General features: G+C 70.0%; 17 protein-coding genes and 2 pseudogenes. 11 read left to right on the forward strand and 8 right to left on the reverse strand.

Annotation, left to right across the window (positions count from 1 at the left end):
- The first annotated feature begins 178 nt into the window (after nt 1-178).
- Genes E1181_RS08745 through E1181_RS08760 form a run of 4 tightly spaced genes read left to right on the forward strand, consistent with a single transcriptional unit; the run spans nt 179 to nt 3,781 of the window.
- A complete protein-coding gene (locus E1181_RS08745) occupies nt 179-1,207 on the forward strand; it encodes an ABC transporter substrate-binding protein (RefSeq protein ID WP_207922058.1) in 1,029 nt (342 codons plus the stop codon).
- Between the two features lie 15 nt (nt 1,208-1,222).
- A complete protein-coding gene (locus E1181_RS08750; protein ID WP_132673457.1) occupies nt 1,223-2,002 on the forward strand; it encodes an ABC transporter ATP-binding protein in 780 nt (259 codons plus the stop codon).
- Nucleotides 1,995-2,792, forward strand: coding sequence for an ABC transporter permease (locus tag E1181_RS08755; RefSeq protein ID WP_132673458.1), 798 nt, complete (start codon nt 1,995-1,997; stop codon nt 2,790-2,792). The genes E1181_RS08750 and E1181_RS08755 overlap by 8 nt, the downstream gene beginning before the upstream one ends.
- 59 nt (nt 2,793-2,851) lie before the next feature.
- Nucleotides 2,852-3,781, forward strand: a complete 930-nt coding sequence (locus E1181_RS08760) for a TauD/TfdA dioxygenase family protein (protein ID WP_132673459.1) — start codon at nt 2,852-2,854, stop codon at nt 3,779-3,781.
- A 150-nt stretch (nt 3,782-3,931) separates the two neighbouring features.
- On the opposite strand, the gene E1181_RS08765 is transcribed toward E1181_RS08760, so the two are convergent.
- The 4 genes and pseudogenes from E1181_RS08765 to E1181_RS08780 form a co-directional block, all read right to left on the reverse strand.
- Nucleotides 3,932-4,333, reverse strand: coding sequence for a VOC family protein (locus E1181_RS08765; RefSeq protein ID WP_132673460.1), 402 nt, complete (start codon nt 4,331-4,333; stop codon nt 3,932-3,934).
- 116 nt (nt 4,334-4,449) lie between these two features.
- Nucleotides 4,450-5,096 (reverse strand): annotated as a pseudogene (locus tag E1181_RS32850) (DJ-1/PfpI family protein).
- Nucleotides 5,097-5,113: 17 nt separating this feature from the next.
- Nucleotides 5,114-6,079, reverse strand: coding sequence for a GlxA family transcriptional regulator (locus E1181_RS08775; protein ID WP_132673461.1), 966 nt, complete (start codon nt 6,077-6,079; stop codon nt 5,114-5,116).
- Between the two features lie 59 nt (nt 6,080-6,138).
- Complete coding sequence (locus tag E1181_RS08780) at nt 6,139-6,576, reverse strand: MarR family winged helix-turn-helix transcriptional regulator (RefSeq protein ID WP_132673462.1); 438 nt, start codon at nt 6,574-6,576, stop codon at nt 6,139-6,141.
- A 121-nt stretch (nt 6,577-6,697) separates the two neighbouring features.
- Here E1181_RS08780 and E1181_RS08785 point away from each other — a divergent pair, with 121 nt between their 5' ends.
- The 3 genes and pseudogenes from E1181_RS08785 to E1181_RS08795 all read left to right on the forward strand — a co-directional run.
- The gene (locus tag E1181_RS08785; RefSeq protein ID WP_132673463.1) at nt 6,698-7,285 is read left to right on the forward strand and encodes a quercetin 2,3-dioxygenase; all 588 of its coding nucleotides are present in this window, start codon (nt 6,698-6,700) and stop codon (nt 7,283-7,285) included.
- Entirely contained in the window at nt 7,282-8,646 is a 1,365-nt protein-coding gene (gene tnpB, locus E1181_RS08790) for an IS607 family element RNA-guided endonuclease TnpB (RefSeq protein WP_235876632.1), read from the forward strand. Before E1181_RS08785 ends, tnpB begins: the two co-directional genes overlap by 4 nt.
- Before the next feature lie 36 nt (nt 8,647-8,682).
- Nucleotides 8,683-9,135: pseudogene (locus E1181_RS08795) on the forward strand (prolyl oligopeptidase family serine peptidase); the annotation flags it as partial.
- Between the two features lie 3 nt (nt 9,136-9,138).
- Here E1181_RS08795 and E1181_RS08800 read toward each other — a convergent pair.
- Complete coding sequence (locus tag E1181_RS08800) at nt 9,139-9,816, reverse strand: GntR family transcriptional regulator (protein WP_235876633.1); 678 nt, start codon at nt 9,814-9,816, stop codon at nt 9,139-9,141.
- A 90-nt stretch (nt 9,817-9,906) separates the two neighbouring features.
- Entirely contained in the window at nt 9,907-10,485 is a 579-nt protein-coding gene (locus E1181_RS08805; RefSeq protein WP_328590863.1) for an alpha/beta fold hydrolase, read from the reverse strand.
- A gap of 42 nt (nt 10,486-10,527) precedes the next feature.
- Here E1181_RS08805 and E1181_RS08810 point away from each other — a divergent pair, with 42 nt between their 5' ends.
- From E1181_RS08810 to E1181_RS08820, 4 genes are all read left to right on the forward strand, one after another.
- Nucleotides 10,528-11,484: a flavin reductase family protein gene (locus tag E1181_RS08810; RefSeq protein WP_235876635.1), complete on the forward strand. Its 957-nt coding sequence runs from the start codon at nt 10,528-10,530 to the stop codon at nt 11,482-11,484.
- Nucleotides 11,485-11,696: 212 nt separating this feature from the next.
- Entirely contained in the window at nt 11,697-11,819 is a 123-nt protein-coding gene (locus tag E1181_RS32535; RefSeq protein WP_268952444.1) for a hypothetical protein, read from the forward strand.
- A 128-nt stretch (nt 11,820-11,947) separates the two neighbouring features.
- Nucleotides 11,948-12,400, forward strand: coding sequence for an NUDIX domain-containing protein (locus E1181_RS08815; RefSeq protein WP_132673467.1), 453 nt, complete (start codon nt 11,948-11,950; stop codon nt 12,398-12,400).
- A gap of 211 nt (nt 12,401-12,611) precedes the next feature.
- Nucleotides 12,612-13,400 carry an NPP1 family protein gene (locus tag E1181_RS08820; protein ID WP_132673468.1) on the forward strand — a complete coding sequence of 263 codons (789 nt, stop codon included), beginning with the start codon at nt 12,612-12,614 and terminating at the stop codon, nt 13,398-13,400.
- A 10-nt stretch (nt 13,401-13,410) separates the two neighbouring features.
- Here the strand turns inward: E1181_RS08820 and E1181_RS08825 are convergent, their stop codons facing one another.
- Nucleotides 13,411-14,256, reverse strand: coding sequence for an SMP-30/gluconolactonase/LRE family protein (locus E1181_RS08825; RefSeq protein WP_132673469.1), 846 nt, complete (start codon nt 14,254-14,256; stop codon nt 13,411-13,413).
- A gap of 20 nt (nt 14,257-14,276) precedes the next feature.
- On the reverse strand, nt 14,277-15,278 hold the full coding sequence (locus E1181_RS08830) for a zinc-dependent alcohol dehydrogenase (protein ID WP_132673470.1): 1,002 nt from the start codon (nt 15,276-15,278) through the stop codon (nt 14,277-14,279).
- Nucleotides 15,279-15,388 lie beyond the last annotated feature (110 nt).

A 15,388-nucleotide genomic window follows, 5' to 3' on the forward strand; every position in this document is an offset into this window, starting at 1 on the left:
TGGTCGAGCGCCGCTACGTGGATTGCCTCCGCGTCGCCAGCGCCCGCTGTCGCTGACTCCTCACCGCCGCTGAACTGATCCGAGCGGCTTCCCCCCCTCACCTCACCCCTTTTCGCGACGTTGCCGCGTCGCGCCTGAATCCCCTCGGCGATTCATCGAGAAGACGGGTCTACGAACTGTGCCTTCCTCGCCACGGCGTCCCCTGGGACGCCGCGACTTCCTGCGCCTCGGTCTGTCCACAGTGCCCACCGCCGCGGTCCTCAGCGGATGCGCCGCCTCCTCCGCCACCCCGCGCGGGGAGACGACCGTCGTCCGCTACCAGGGGTGGTCGGGCCAGGTGACGTTCCCGGAGCTCGCCGCCGACCTCGGCCTGCTCGGCGACGTGCGCCTGGAGTGGATCGGCAACACCACCAGCGGTCCCCAAGACATTCAGGCCGCCGTGACCGGCGACGTCGACATCGGCGGCGCGTTCAACGGCTCCATCCTGCGGCTGGTCGCCGCCGGAGCGCCGATCACCGCGGTGGTCTCCTACTACGGTTCCGACGCGCTGAGCAACGCCGGGTACTTCGTGCTCGACGGAAGCCCGCTGCGCCGACCGGCCGACCTGCGCGGCGCGGCGGTCGGCATGAACACCGTCGGCGCCCACCACCAGGACGTGCTGGGGATCTACCTGCGCCGCAACGGTTTCTCCGACTCCGAGATCCGCGACGTGCAACCGGTGGTGGTCCCGCCGGTGAGCTCCGAGCAGGCGCTGCGCTCCGGTCAGCTCGACGTGTCGACGATGACCGGAGCGATCTCCGAGAAGGCCAAGGCGCGCGGCGGGATCCGCCCGCTGTTCACCGATTTCGAGCTGCTGGGGGCCTTCAGCGCGGGTTGCTACGTGCTGCGCGACGAGTTCATCGCCGCCAACCCCGGCACCACCCGCGCACTGGTCGCCGGCATCGCGCAGGCGGTGCGGTGGACGCAGACCCGCCCGCACCCGGAGGTCGTCGCCCGCTTCACCGACATCATCCGGCGACGCGGCCGCAACGAGGACACCAAGACCGCCGCGTACTGGCGCTCCAGCGGGGTCGCGGGCCCCGGCGGGGTCATCGCCGCCCGCGAGTTCTCCCTCTGGCTGGAGCGGCTGGTCGAGTCCGGGGTCATCCGGCCCGGCGCGGTCGACGTCTCCCGCATCCACACCAACGAGTTCAACCCGTTCGCCTGACACGAAGAGGCACCCATGACAGACATCGTTCTGGACGGCGTCACCCGGTCCTTCCGGGGGCGCGACTCCGAGGTCACCGCGCTCGACGGCGTCGACCTGCGCATCGAGCCGGGCGAGCTGGCCGTCGTCGTCGGCCCCAGCGGCTCCGGGAAGTCCACGCTGCTGGACCTGCTCGCCGGTCTCGACTCCCCCACCAGCGGGCAGATCCGCATCGGCGGTGAGCCCATCAACGGCCCCGGGCTCAACCGGGGCGTGGTCTTCCAGCAGTACGCGCTGCTGCCCTGGCGAACCGCTCAGGCGAACGTCGAACTCGGCTTGGAGGCCAACTCCGCGTCCAAGGCGCAGCGCCGGGAGCGGGCGCGCGAACACCTCGACCTGGTGGGGCTCGCCGATTTCGCCGGTCACTACCCGCACCAGCTCTCCGGCGGGATGCGCCAGCGCGTCGCCATCGCCCGCAGCCTCGCCTTCGATCCCGACGTGCTGCTGATGGACGAGCCGTTCGGCGCCCTCGACGCCCAGACCCGGGAACGCCTGCAGGAACAGCTGCTCGACATCTGGCAGCGCACCGGCAAGACGGTCGTGTTCATCACCCACGACATCGACGAGGCCGTCTACCTGGGCCGCACGGTCACGGTGCTCACCTCGCGGCCCGGCCGCGTCCGGGAGACCGTCGAGATCGACATCGCCGAGCGCACCAGCCGCGAGGACACCCTGCGCAGACCGGAGTTCGCCGAGCACCGGCACCGGATCTGGTCGCTGCTGCACGCCGCGCCGGAGGTGATCGGCGTTGGCTGACACGCTCACCCCACCCAGGCCGGCCACCGGTTCCGCGGGCGTGCGGGCCCGTCGCGCCGCTCGGTCGTCGGTGGCGATCCTGGTGTTCCTCGCGGTGTGGGAGCTGGTGCCGCGCATCGGGCTGGTGGACAGCATCTTCCTGCCCCCGGCCAGCCGGGTCGCCGCGACCTGGTTCGCACTCGCCGCCGACGGGCAGCTGTGGGAGAACCTGGCGGCGAGCCTGGCTCGCGCGCTGACCGGCTTCACCATCGCGCTGCTGATCGCGGTGCCCCTGGGGCTGGTCATCGGCTGGTACCGCACGGCCGACAAGCTGCTCACCCCGCTGCTGGAGGTCTTCCGCAACACCGCAGCGCTGGCGCTGCTGCCGGTGTTCGTACTCCTGCTCGGCCTGGGCGAGACCTCCAAGATCTCGCTGATCGTGTTCGCCTGCGTGTGGCCGGTCCTGCTCAACACCATCAGCGCCGTGCGCACCGTGGACCCGCTGCTGATCAAGTCCGCGCGGTCGCTGGGGTTCGGCTCGGCGGCGGTGTTCAGCAAGGTCGTCCTGCCCGCCTCGGTGCCCCCGGTGTTCACCGGGATCCGGCTGGCCGCGGCCGCCTCGATCCTGGTGCTGGTCGCCGCCGAGATGATCGGCGCCAAGGCCGGTCTCGGCTACCTGATCAACGCGGCCCAGTACAACTTCGAGGTCCCGCAGATGTACGCCGGGATCGTCACGATCTCGCTGCTGGGCATCGCGTTCAACCACGCGCTCACCGCCGTCGAGCGGCGCCTGTCGCGCTGGCGCAGTTGATCCTTCCCGGGCGCGGGAAGGTCCCGCGCCCGGTGCACACCGATGGAGGAGAACCCGTCATGACCGCTATCGCCAAGCAGAACAACGCCCTCGCCGTCGTCAAGCTGGGGGCCAACATCGGCGCCCGCATCGACGGCGTGCGACTGGGCGGCGACCTCGACGCCTCGACCGTTGCCGAGATCCGTTCGGCACTGCTGGCCAACAAGGTCGTGTTCTTCCGCGACCAGCACCACCTCGACGAGACCGGTCAGCAGGAGTTCGCCTCGCTGCTGGGCGATCTGACGCTCGCGCACCCGACGACCACGAGCCGCGCGATCGGCAACATCCTGCCGATCGACTCCGAGTACGGCAAGGCCAACAGCTGGCACACCGACGTCACCTTCGTAGACCGGGTGCCTGCGATCAGCGTGCTGCGCGCCGTGCAGCTGCCGTCCTACGGCGGCAACACCACGTGGGCGAACACCGCCGCCGCCTACGAGGGCCTGCCGGAGCCGCTGAAGGCGCTGGTCGACGAGCTGTGGGCGGTGCACACCAACGACTACGACTACGCCGCGCGGGTGGACGAGACCCGCACCGGCGGGGTGGACGTCAAGGAGCGGACGCACCGAGCGGAGTTCGTCTCCGACCTCTACGAGACCGAGCACCCGGTAGTCCGGGTGCATCCGGAGACCGGTGAACGCGCCCTGCTGCTGGGGCATTTCGTGAAGCGGTTCGTCGGGTTGCGCAGTGCTGAGTCGCAGGCGTTGTTCCGCTTGTTGCAGGACCGGGTCACCAGTCTGGAGAACACCGCCCGCTGGCAGTGGCAGCCCGGCGACGTGGCGATCTGGGACAACCGCACGACGCAGCACTACGCCCTCGCCGATTACGACGACCAGGCACGCAAGATGCACCGGGTGACCATCGTCGGCGACGTCCCGGTCTCCCCCGACGGCCGCCGCAGCGAAACCCGGGTGGGCGACCCCACCGCCTACTCCGCGCTCCCGGCCTGACTCCGTCCGGGCAGCGGGCGGTTCTGGTCCGAACCGACCGGGCGTTTTCGGTCATCGATCATGGACGGTTCGGACCAGAACCGCCCCCTCCGGCGACGCACCGGAGCATCGGGCGACCGGTCGCCGCGGGAGCGGAGAGCTCGCGTTGATTCAGGCCGGTGGGGCGAAGAACTCGAGCGCGATGTGGTCGGGGTCCCGGAACTGCACTCCGGAGCCGTAGTGGGCGTCGACGATGCCGCCGTGCTGGATGTCGAGGTCGTCGAGGCGGTGGCACCAGCTCTCCAGCTCGGCCCGGTCGCGGCAGGCGAAGGCCACGTGGTCCAGTCCGGTGCGGTGCTCGTCGAACGCCCCGCCCTTGGCGCCGCCGGGGTGGGTGTGCAGCCCGAACAGCTGTCCGTTGGGCAGCGCGAACACGGTGTGGTGGAAACCGCCGCTGGTCTCGTCCTCGTCCAGGACGGGCGCTGAGCCGAACAGGGCCCGGTACCAGCGGGTGCTGCGTTCGAGATCGGACACGGTGACCGCCACGTGCGTGATGGGTGGGAACTCGGCCATGCCAGCCTCCTCGGGAACTGCGCCGGGAGAGCGGCAGGACCGCCCCGGCGCGGTGTGGTTCTCATCGTGCCCACACCGCGCCGGTCTCGGAACCTCCGTCGAGTCCCCCGTTCGCGTCAGGCGGGGATCCGGCCCTCGACCATGGGGCGCAGTTGCGCGTCGACGAAGTCCACGACGGCCGCCGGGGCCTTCTCGGGCGAGCCGGCGTCGAACGGCGGCTGCGGGTCGTACTCGATGCCCAGCTGCACGCCCTGCGCCACCTCATCGCCCGCGATGCGCGCGACCAGCCGCAACGCCATGTCGATGCCCGCGGACACGCCCGCCGCGGTCACGTACTTGCCGTCGAACACCACCCGTTCACCGGTGGGCGCGGCGCCGAACGCGCTCAGCTGGTCAAGCGCGAGCCAGTGCGAGGTGGCTCGGCGACCGTCGAGCAGCCCGGCGGTCCCAGCAGCAGCGATCCGGTGCACACCGACGTCGTCCAGGTCGTGGTGGCGTCGACGCGTCGCAGCCACTGCACCACCGGCCCGTCGGGCGGCTGGTTGTGGTGGTTGCCGCCGGGGACCACGACGACGTCCGGCTTCGGCACCTCGTCCAAGGTGGCCGCCGGGACGACCCGCACGGTGCCGTGGTCGTTGCTCACCACGTCGGTGCGCTCACCGACGAGCACGACCTCGGCGCCGGGCAGGCTCGCCAGCACGTCGTGGGGCCCGATGGCGTCCAGGGCGGTGAACTCGTCGTAGAGCGGGATCGCGATCTGCATCTGTCTCCTCCTGGTGATCAGCTCGCCGGCTTGAACCGGCGGCGGTATTCAGCGGGTCCGACTCCGAGGACGCGGATGAACGCCCGTCGCATCGCCTCGGGTGTGCCGAAACCGCAGTTCCTGGCCGTCTCTTCGATGCCGGCGTCGGTGTCCTCCAGCCGGCGCCGGGCGGCTTCCAAGCGCACGCGGTCGACGTAGCGCCCGGGCGAGGTCCCGACCTCGGCGGTGAAGGCGCGGGCGAACTGGCGCGGCGAGAGGTTCGCCCTCTCCGCGAGCGCGGGAACCGAAAGGTCGGCCTCGGGGTGCTCGTCGATCCAGCGCTGGACCTCGCGCAACGACCTGCGCTGCGCGGTCTGGCCCGCCAGCTGCGCGCTGAACTGCGACTGGTCGCCGGGCCTGCGCAGGAACACCACGAGGTACCGGGCGACGGTCAGCGCCGCTTCGCGGCCGAGGTCGTCCTCGACCAGCGCGAGCGCGAGGTCGATTCCGGCGGTCACCCCGGCCGAGGTGGAGACCTCGCCGTCGCGCACGAAGATCGGTTCGGGCTCGACGTCGATCTCGGGGAACCTGCCGGCCAGGGTGTCGCACAGCCACCAGTGCGTGGTGGCCTTGCGCCCGTCGAGAAGTCCGGCTTCGGCGAGCAGGAACGCACCGCTGCACACCGAGACCAGCCGTTCGGCTCGCCGGGCGTTGCCGCGCAGCCAGTCGACGACGTCGGGTTGTTCCCGGGTGCCTTCCCCGCCGGGCACCAGCAGCAGGTCGGGTGCGGGACCGTCGTCGAGGGCGGAGTCCGGTGTGATCACCAGTCCCGACGACGTGCGCACCGGGGTTCCGCCGATGCTCGCGGTCCTGATCTCGTAGGCGTTGTCCATCCCCTGCTCGGCGCACCACGCGTTGGCGCCCGCGAAGACCTCGACGGGTCCGGTGAGATCGAGGCTCAGCACCCCTTCGAAGACGACGGCCAGCACAGTGCGTGTTCGCATGTCATCCATGCTGGTCAACAGCGCGGATGACTACAACGTCGAATTCCCCTCCTTTCCGGTCATCGGATGAGGGGCGGGCTGTCCCAGGGCTGGTCGAGCGCGGCGCGCAGGGCGGTGACGGCGTCGTGCCCGATGCGGGTGGCGAGCTCGCGTTCGATGGCCTCGATGGTGCGCAGCGCCTTGTGGTGGACGCGGGCGCCCTCCTCGGTGACGCGGACCAGCCGGTTGCGGGCCGACGTGGGGTCGGGGACCTGTTCGAGCAGACCCATCCCGATCAGCCCGTGCACCGCCTGGTGGACCGACTGGCGGGTGGTGCCGATCCGGCGGGCCAGTTCGGCGACCGACGTTCCCGCCGCGTCGAGGCTGGCGAACACCGCGGCCTGCGCGACCGTGACCGGCTGCTCGCCGGAGTGCCGCATGCTGCTGTGCAGCGCGTCGTCGAACCAGCGCTTGGCCGATGCCAGCAGTTGCGGCACGTTCGGCGAGATGTCGTCCATGATCCTCAGCTTCCGGAAGCGGTCGAGGTACACGATCGCACGATCTCCGGCCCGGTCTTTCACACCTCGCCGATCGTCAGGTACCTTGACGTTGTCGGCGACCTGGAACCTGGAGGGGATCATGACGATCGAGTTCGCGACGCAGCACCGGACGCGCTCGCAGATCCCGCCTGAGCCGGGCAAGCCCTACTTCATCGAGAAGGGGCAGGGCGACCGCGCGCACCTGTTCGGGGACCTGTTCACGATCTACGCCGGCGGCGAGCAGACCGAGAACACCTTCAACTTCTTCACCTGCGAAGGACCGAAGGGCGATATCATCCCCGCGCACTCGCACCCGGACACCTACGAGGTCTTCTTCATCACCGACGGCGCCGTCCGGCTCTTCGTCGAGGAGACCGGCGGCGAGCAGCACGAGAAGCTGCTGACAGCGGGTGATTTCGGGTTCGTGCCGAAGAACTGCCCGCACGCGTACCGGATCGAACGCCACCACAGCCGCATCGTCGGCGTGGCGGCCGGACCGGGCGGGACCTTCGAGCGGTTCTTCGAGAACCTGGGCGCGCCCACGGACGAACCGGGATTGCCGACCGCGCCGGTGGTTCCCGAACCGCACATGTTCGGCGCCGTGGGCGAGCGCTACGACGTCCGGTTCCTGCCGGATCACCGGTGGCGCACTCCGTCGGCGGCCTCTGCGGCGGAGCCGCGCCCGTGACCACACTCATTCAGGCGTATCGGTTCGCTCTCGACCCGAACCCAGCCCAGGAAGAGGCTCTGCGGTCGCACTGCGGCGCGCAGCGCTTCGCCTATAACTGGGGACTCAGGAAGGTCAAGGCGAATATGGACCAGCGCAAGGCCGAAGCCTCCTATGGAATCGCTGAGGAAGACCTCATTTCGTCGTTGTCGTGGTCGGCGTACTCCCTGCGTAAGGACTGGAACCAGGCCAAGAACGACATCGCGCCGTGGTGGCCGGAGAACTCGAAAGAGGCCTACTCGTCCGGGCTGGCGAACCTCGCGGCCGGACTCAAGAACTGGAACGACTCGAAAACCGGCAAGCGTAGAGGATCAAAGGTCGCGTTCCCGCGCTTCAAGTCCAAACACCGTACGTTGTCGTGCCGGTTCACCACCGGCAGCTTCGGTCTCGTCGACCACGACCGACGTCATGTGAAGCTGCCTCGAATCGGCACCGTGCGCACGCACGAGTCCACCCGCAAACTCGCCCGCCGAGTCGACGCCTGTTCTGCCCGGATCCGCTCGGCTACGGTGTCATTCCGGTCGGGGCGCTGGTTCGTGTCGTTCTCTGTCGAGGTCGACCGCGACGACCCACCGCCAGCGAACCCGGATAGCGCGGTCGGGGTTGACCTCGGAATCAAGTCCCTTGCTGTGTTGTCCACCGGCGAGGTCATCGCAAACCCGAAGCACCTCGAACTCGCGCAGCGGGAACTTCGCCGGTTGCAGCGCCAAGCAGCCCGTCGCCTCGGCCCGGACAAGCGTACTCGGCAGCAGCCGTCGAAGCGCTGGTACAAGACCAGCGCGCGCATCACCAAGCTTCACGCGAAGATCGCCGATGCTCGACGTGACGGGATGCACAAGCTCACCAGCCGACTCGTCTGCGAACACGGTGCGATCGTCCTGGAAGACCTCAACGTCAAAGGCATGATGTCCAACCGTCGATTGGCCCGGCACCTCGCCGGTGTCGGGATGGGCGAGTTCCGGCATCAGGTCGAGTACAAGGCCGCATGGTCCGGTGTGCACACGCAGGTCGTCAACCGGTGGTACCCAAGTTCGAAAACGTGTTCTTCATGTGGTGCGGTGAAAACCAAGCTGCACCTGTCGGAACGCGTCTACCAGTGCGAACGCTGCGGCATGGTCCTCGATCGAGACCTCAATGCCGCGTTAAATCTCGTGGCTCTTGTTGAGCGCGAGTCCTCTTCGGCGAGTTGCGTCGTGAGGCTAAACGAGTCCGATGGAAACCCACGTAAGCCCAACCTCGTTGGCCACGGGTACCGCCACGGAAAGACCCCTGCCCACGTGGGCCGGGGCCAACGTCAGCGCGGCAACGCACTGACTCAGTAAACGCTTCTACACGTCTACTGAACGGTCGACGCGGAACGGATCGTGGTGTGGGGCGAGTCCGCGGGCGGGCACCTCGCCGCGCTGCTCGGCCTCACCGCCACCCGGAACGCGCCGGGGGCGGTGGCGGGAGTGGTCGACTGGTACGGGCCGAGCGATCTGATCGCGATGCCCTCCCGGGACGACCCGAACTCGCGGGAGGCTCAGCTCCTCGGAGCCGCTGCCTCGCAGGTGCCCGATCTGGCGAGAGAGGCCAGTCCGGTGTCGCACGTGCACGGCGCCGCTCCCCCGTTCCACCTCGCCCACGGCACCGCGGACGACGCCGTTCCCGCACAGCAGAGCCGATTGCTGGGCGACGCCCTGCGCGCGGTGGACCGCTCGGTCGAATGCGAGCTGGTGCCCGAAGCCGGGCACCTGTGGCACGGGCCGGTCGACGGCGAGCGGATCTTCACCCGCGCCCTGGAGTTCGCCCAGCGGGTCACCGCCCGCTAGCGCTCACAGGGCGTTGAAGCGCGCCTGGGTCTTGTCCACCTCGGGCAGGGCGTCGATGACGCTGCCCAGATGGGTGCGCATGGCCGACTCGGCGGCGTCGGCGTCGCCGGCGCAGATGGCTTCGATGATCGCCAGGTGCTGCGGCAGCGACACCGAGGGCCGTCCCGGGTGCATCGCCAGGCGGAACTGGTGCCGGACGTTCTGGCCGCGCAGCCGGCCGAGCACCGCGCACGCCGTCTCCTGGCCGCTGATGCGCAGGATCAGGGCGTGCAGGCGCTTGTTGATCTCGGAGTAGCCGAGCACGTCGCCGGCGGCGACGGCCTGCCGCATCAGCTCACCGATCTCGCGCAGCTCACCGTGCTCCTGCTCGGTCGCGCGCCCGGCCGCGCGCGCCGCGCACAGGCCTTCGACGACCATCCGGACCTCGGTGATCTCGATGGCTTCCTGCAACGACACCGCGCGCACCCGAGCGCCCCGGTTCTGGATGCGCTCCACGAGGCCCTCGGTGGTCAGCTGGACGAGCGCGTTGCGGACGGCGGCGCGGCTGACGCCGAACTGCTCGGAGAGCTCGGCCTCCACCAGCCGCTGGTTCGGGGCGAAGTCTCCGCTGGTGATGGCCTCGCGGATGGCGTCCACGACCGGAGCCTCCTGGCCGACGTCGTCCCGCTTCGCTGTGGTCACTACCCCTACCCCGAGATTGATAACAATTTTGTCCACCATTCTAGCGGGCGGGGTTCGCGCAGGCCCGCACCATCCTCACCGGGCGGAAGATCAGTGCGCGAGGAAGTCGCCGACGAGCTTGCTCGCCACGGGCCGGTTCTCGTGGAAGTAGGCGTGGCGGAGACCGGGCAGGACGTGCGCTTCGGCGTTCGGGATGCGCTGGGCCAACAGCTCGGCGTTGCTCGCCGGGGTCATCCGGTCGTCGGCGCCGTGCAGGACGAGGGTGGCCGAGCCGATCTCGTCCAGCCGGTCCCAGGCGTTGTGGCCGTTGCTGGCGGCGAGGTGGTGGCGGCGGGCGTGCACCGGCATGTCCGGGTCGCCGAGAACGGTGCGCGGTCCGTCGTGCGAAGCCAGCCACTCCGGGCTGTACATCAACTCCAGCAGCGCTCGTTCGGCCGCTTCCCGGTCGGGCTGCGCGAGTGCGCGGCGGACCGCGGCGTCGCGCTCGACCGCGTGCGGGCCGCCCGGCGAGGTGCAGCCGAGGATCAGCCGCCGCACGCGATCGGGGTGGTTGATGGCCAGCCACTGGGCGGTGCGACCACCCATGGAGGTGCCGTACACGTCAGCGGAGTCGATGCCGAGCGCGTCCAGCACGGCGATGACGTCCTCGGCGAAATCCTCTGTGGACAAGGCTGATCGGGTTTGCCGCTGGCACCGGTCCCGCGGTAGTCCGTGGTGATCGTGCGGTGGGCGTCCTCGAAGTCCTCGCGCACGCCGTCCCACCAGCGGTGGTTGTTGGCCTGCCCCGCCAGCAGCACCAGCGGGCGTCCCGCACCCGCGACCTGGAAGGCCAGCGTGGTGCCGTCCTGCGCGCGCGTGAACTCCTGCCCGACTGCCATGCGTTTCCCTCCCGAAGACGACCACCTGGAACCCTACGCAGCCCCACCGTCACCCAACACGACCCGCGCCACGCCTCACTCAGCCTCGTCAACGACCGTAGAGCCGCTGGTAGCCGCGTTCGAGGATCGAGTTGAGCGCATCGGGTTCTACCTCCGGCCGGGGCGGGAACTCGACATCTCCCTGCCGCGCAACACCTTCCCGCTGATCCCGGCATCCGAGTACCTGTTCATCGCCGGCGGCATCGGGATCAAACCGATCCTGCCGATGATGCGCGCGGCCGTGGCCTCGGGCTCCGCGGCGACGCTGGTCCACTGCGGTCGTTCGACGCCGTTCGCCGACGAGCTGCGGCGCGAGCACGGCGAGCGGGTCCGGTTCGGCCGACCGGACATGGCGGAGCTGGCAGCGGGCTTGGGCCCGACGACGATGGTGTACTGCTGCGGCCCGGAACCGATGCTCGCCGCGGCGGAGGCCGCGTTCCCCGTCGATCGGCTGCACGTGGAGCGGTTCCGGCCGCGCACGAGGACTTTCGCGCCGGACACCGCGTTCGAAGCGGTCTGCGCCCGCTCGGGCTTGACCGTGCCGGTGGAGGCCGACGAGTCGCTGCTCGACGCGCTGCGCTTCGCCGGCTTCCCGGTCCCCTCCGGATGCCGCGAGGGGGTCTGCGGCAGCTGCGAGCTGCGCTACCTCGACGGAGAACCCGAGCACCGCGACGAGATCGGAGCCGCCGAGGGCCGCCTCTACCCGTGCGTGTCCCGCAGCCGCACCGATCGCCTCACGCTGGATCTGTGACCAGCATCCGGCGGACCACGTAGGGCAGCCTGGGCGTCCACGCCCACGCTGACCAGGTCATCGCGGTGCACTGTTCGACCCTTGTCGCGATGACCGCCCCGTCGCCGAGCAGCACTTGAGCCTCGGCGAAGCGATCCGGCGCCGCAGTCGACGGCGTCTGCTGGACCCGCCACGCAGCATCACGTCGTGCCTGCTGCACCAGACAGCCACTGGTGGAGCAGGCACGGGACCATCTCGACCTGCTGGAGTCCGGTGATCGCGAGCGGGCGGCCGAGTACCTGCGCAATCACCTCGACGAGGTGCGGGAGCGGAAAACCCGGCGAGGTTCCCGCTAGCCGTGCTGGTCGCAGAACCCGAGTGCGTCTCGCGATCGCTCGTGGCGATTTTCCGATGCCGGGGAGCGTTTTCGGGGGTGTGGCGGCAAACTGGTGGTGAGCCGCACGGATCGAGGGGGCCGCGACTCATGAACAGTGCACAACTCGCCGAACTCATCGCCCGCGACGCCGCGGACGGCATCCGCCAGCACGTGGTTCGCGCACTCATCATCCGCGCGGGCAAAGCGCTGATGTTGCGGCGTCCGCGCCACGAATCCCGCGGTGGGATGTGGGAGATGCCCGGTGGCAAGGTCGAACCGCACGACTGCGACCTCCTGGACGCGCTGCGGCGCGAGGTCCGCGAGGAAACCGGACTCGCCGTCACCGGATTCACCCGCCATCTCGCCGCTCACGACTTCGTCAACCGGCACGGCCGCAACGTCCGGCAGCACACGTGGTCGGTGACCGTGACCGGGGAGCACGTGCGACTCACCGAGCACGACGCCTACATCTGGACGAACGCTCACGACACCCACCCGATCAGCCCGCAGGACAGGAACCTCATCAGCAATCACGCTGTGCGAGGCACGACACTCCTGTAGGGGTCACCCGAATTCGCTCAGCGGCTTTTCCCGCACTCTTCCCGGAATTCGCGGACAATTTCGGCAATTCGCCGACCTCCTCCGGTGAAGAAAACCGCGAGCGAGACGCCGACGTGTCCTATTCTGTTCAGATCTTTTTCTCCTGTTCCGGACCGGAATCGATTTATGATCGAACGACTTTCGGATTCGGAACGAGAGGAACGATCGCCTGATGAACACTGTGGACGGAACGCCCCGCGCCCGCCGGGCCGGGAAGTTCGCGGCCAGCGTCGCGGGAGCCGCGGTCCTGCTCCTCGCGCTGCCGCCGGCGATCGCCGCCGCCGACCCGCCCGCCGCGCTGCCCACCAGCGCCGCGGAAGCTGACGCGAAGTGGCAGCCGGCCTTCGACTACGACGGCGACGGTTGCTACCCGACCCCGGCGATCGGGTCGGACGGCACCATCGCTCCCGGCCTGGACACCACCGGTGCGATCAACGGCAGCTGCCACGACCAGTCCGACCTGGACAACACCAACTCCTACTCGCGCTCCAAGTGCAACAACGGCTGGTGCGCCTACGTCTACGACCTGTACTTCGAGAAGGACCAGGCCGTGGACGGAAGCGGGCTCGGCGGGCACCGCCACGACCTCGAACACGTCATCGTGTGGGTGGAGAACGACGAGGCCAAGTACGTCTCGACCTCCGCGCACGGCGACTACTCGACCTTCCCGGCCAACGAGGTCCAGTGGGACGGCACCCACGCCAAGGTCGTCTACCACAAGGACGGCGTGAGCACGCACTGCTTCCGGCTGGCCGGCGCGGACGAGCAGCCGGAGAACCACTACGGCACCTGGCAGTACCCGGCTCTGGTGAGCTGGGACAACTGGCCGGACACCGGCCTTCGGGACAAGCTCACCTCGGCCGACTACGGCAGCGCGAGCCTGGCCATCTCCGACGGCGCCTTCAACGGCAACCTGGAGAGCGCCAAGCCCGAGGGCATCGCCTTCGACCCCAACGCCTGACCCGAGGACATCACCCCGCGTAGGGGCGCACCGGGAGCCCTCGCACCCCGGGGTCGGTGGCGAACACCGCACCGGCTCCGGGGTGGAGTTCGAGGTCGGTGTCGACCTGCGAGGTGGTGATGTAGAGGCGGTCGAGGTCCTCGCCGCCGAAGGTGCACGCGGTGACGTTCGGAGCGGGGACCTCGACGACCTCGGCCAGCGCTCCGTCGGGCGTGTAGTGGCGGACCGCACCGCCGCCCCACAGGGCGACCCAGACCCCACCTTCGGCGTCGACGGTGAGTCCGTCCGGGGACCCGTCGGCCGGGTCGATGTGGGCGAACGGCCGCCTGTTGACCAGCTCTCCGCCCTCGAAGTCGAACACGTCGACCCGCTGGGTGGGCGTGTCGGCGTAGTAGGCCCGCGATCCGTCCTCCGTCCACATGAGACCGTTGGAGATGCTGACCTCGGGCACGACGGGTTCGACGCGGCCCTGCGGGTCGAGGCGGTAGAGGGTTCCGGCGCCGGGTGTTTCGTCGTAGGCCATGGAGCCGCAGTAGAACGCGCCGTCCGGGCCGCAGCCGCCCTCGTTCATCCGGACGTCGGTGCTGCTCCACAACTCCGGCAGCACCTGGATCTCCTGCAACGCGTCGTCGGCGAAGGCGAACCCGCGTTCGAGCGCCAGCACCGCGCCGCCGGATTCCCTCGGTCGCAGCACCGCCGCGACCGAGCCGACGTGGCGGCGGTGGACCTCACCGGCGGCGTCGAGGGTCAGTACGTCACCTACCAGCATGTCCACCCATCGCAGGCCCGGCCAGCGGCCGAACCACACCGGTCCTTCGCCGTGCCCGGCCAGCGGAGGGGTGATCTGCTCCAGCATCGGTGAACCTCCGCGACGAGTCATGGGTGCAGCAGGACCTTCCCGGTGGGCACCGCCGGGTCGGCGAGGGCGTCCAGCGCCCGCCCGGCATCCTCCAACGCGAACTCGTGCGTGATCAACGGGGCCGGGTCGAGCCGGCCGGCGGCGAAGGCGCGCACGGCGTGCGCCCACGCGCGCGAGGACGCCCCGAACACGGTGTGCGCGGTGACCGCGGCGCCGACCAGCTCCGCCGGGGTGAGCGGTTCGTGCTCCTCCGGAGCGATGCCGGTGAGCACGGTCCGCCCTCCGCGCCGGGTGGAGCGCACCGCGAGCCTCCCGGTTCCGGACGCGCCCGCGGCTTCGAGCACCACGTCGTATCCGCCGCCGATTTCGTCGGGGGTGCGGAAATCGGTTGCGCCGCAGGCCTTGGCGGTGTCGGCGCGGTCGGTTCGCGGATCGACCACCACGAGGCTCCCGGCACCGGCCGCGGCGAAGAGCTGGGTGGCGAGCATGCCGAGGGTTCCACCGCCGATGACCGCGACGCTCTCCCCCACCCGCACGCCTGCCTTGAGCACCGCCGAGGCCATGCACGCGGCCGGTTCCAGCAGAGCGGCGGCGCGCAGGTCGGCTTCGCCGGGCAGCGGGTGCAGCAGCCGGGCGGGGATGCGCAGGTGATCGGCCCACCCGCCGGGCTGGGTGAAGCCGGTTTCGTCGTAGGCGGCCGAGCACAGGCTCGTGTCCCCTTCGCGGCAGGCCGTGCACCGGCCGCAGTTGCGGAACCCCTCGCCCACCACCTTGCGACCGACCAGCGCCGGGTCCACGCCGGCGCCCACCCGCACGACGGTCCCCGACCACTCGTGGCCCGGGACGACGGGATAGCGGACGAACTCCGGAGGCCGGGTGCCGTGGTAGACCTCCAGGTCGGATCCGCAGATCCCGGACCAGGCCACCTCGACGAGCGCTTCGTCGTGGCCGGGCGGCTCGGGTTCGGCTGCGACGACGCGCAGCTCCTGCGGAGAATCGATCCGGACTGCGCGCGGCATCGCTGCTCGAACCCCTTCCACGGCGTGATGGTTCCGCTGCAGAGCCTGCTCGGCGGAACGGCCGCTGTCCAGTGGCTCATCGCTGGGAGTCGGGCGGTTCTGGTGAACTG

The organism is Saccharopolyspora terrae (assembly GCF_004348435.1).
In the GTDB taxonomy this organism is placed as follows: domain Bacteria; phylum Actinomycetota; class Actinomycetes; order Mycobacteriales; family Pseudonocardiaceae; genus Saccharopolyspora; species Saccharopolyspora endophytica.

Excerpts from the sequence above, each read along its gene's own strand:
- E1181_RS08750 (WP_132673457.1), top strand. The coding sequence starts at position 1,223 with ATGACAGACATCGTTCTGGACGGCGTCACCCGGTCCTTCCGGGGGCGC.
- E1181_RS08760 (WP_132673459.1), top strand. The coding sequence starts at position 2,852 with ATGACCGCTATCGCCAAGCAGAACAACGCCCTCGCCGTCGTCAAGCTG.
- E1181_RS08765 (WP_132673460.1), bottom strand. The coding sequence starts at position 4,333 with ATGGCCGAGTTCCCACCCATCACGCACGTGGCGGTCACCGTGTCCGAT.
- E1181_RS08775 (WP_132673461.1), bottom strand. The coding sequence starts at position 6,079 with ATGCGAACACGCACTGTGCTGGCCGTCGTCTTCGAAGGGGTGCTGAGC.
- E1181_RS08780 (WP_132673462.1), bottom strand. The coding sequence starts at position 6,576 with ATGGACGACATCTCGCCGAACGTGCCGCAACTGCTGGCATCGGCCAAG.
- E1181_RS08785 (WP_132673463.1), top strand. The coding sequence starts at position 6,698 with ATGACGATCGAGTTCGCGACGCAGCACCGGACGCGCTCGCAGATCCCG.
- E1181_RS08815 (WP_132673467.1), top strand. The coding sequence starts at position 11,948 with ATGAACAGTGCACAACTCGCCGAACTCATCGCCCGCGACGCCGCGGAC.
- E1181_RS08820 (WP_132673468.1), top strand. The coding sequence starts at position 12,612 with ATGAACACTGTGGACGGAACGCCCCGCGCCCGCCGGGCCGGGAAGTTC.
- E1181_RS08825 (WP_132673469.1), bottom strand. The coding sequence starts at position 14,256 with ATGCTGGAGCAGATCACCCCTCCGCTGGCCGGGCACGGCGAAGGACCG.
- E1181_RS08830 (WP_132673470.1), bottom strand. The coding sequence starts at position 15,278 with ATGCCGCGCGCAGTCCGGATCGATTCTCCGCAGGAGCTGCGCGTCGTC.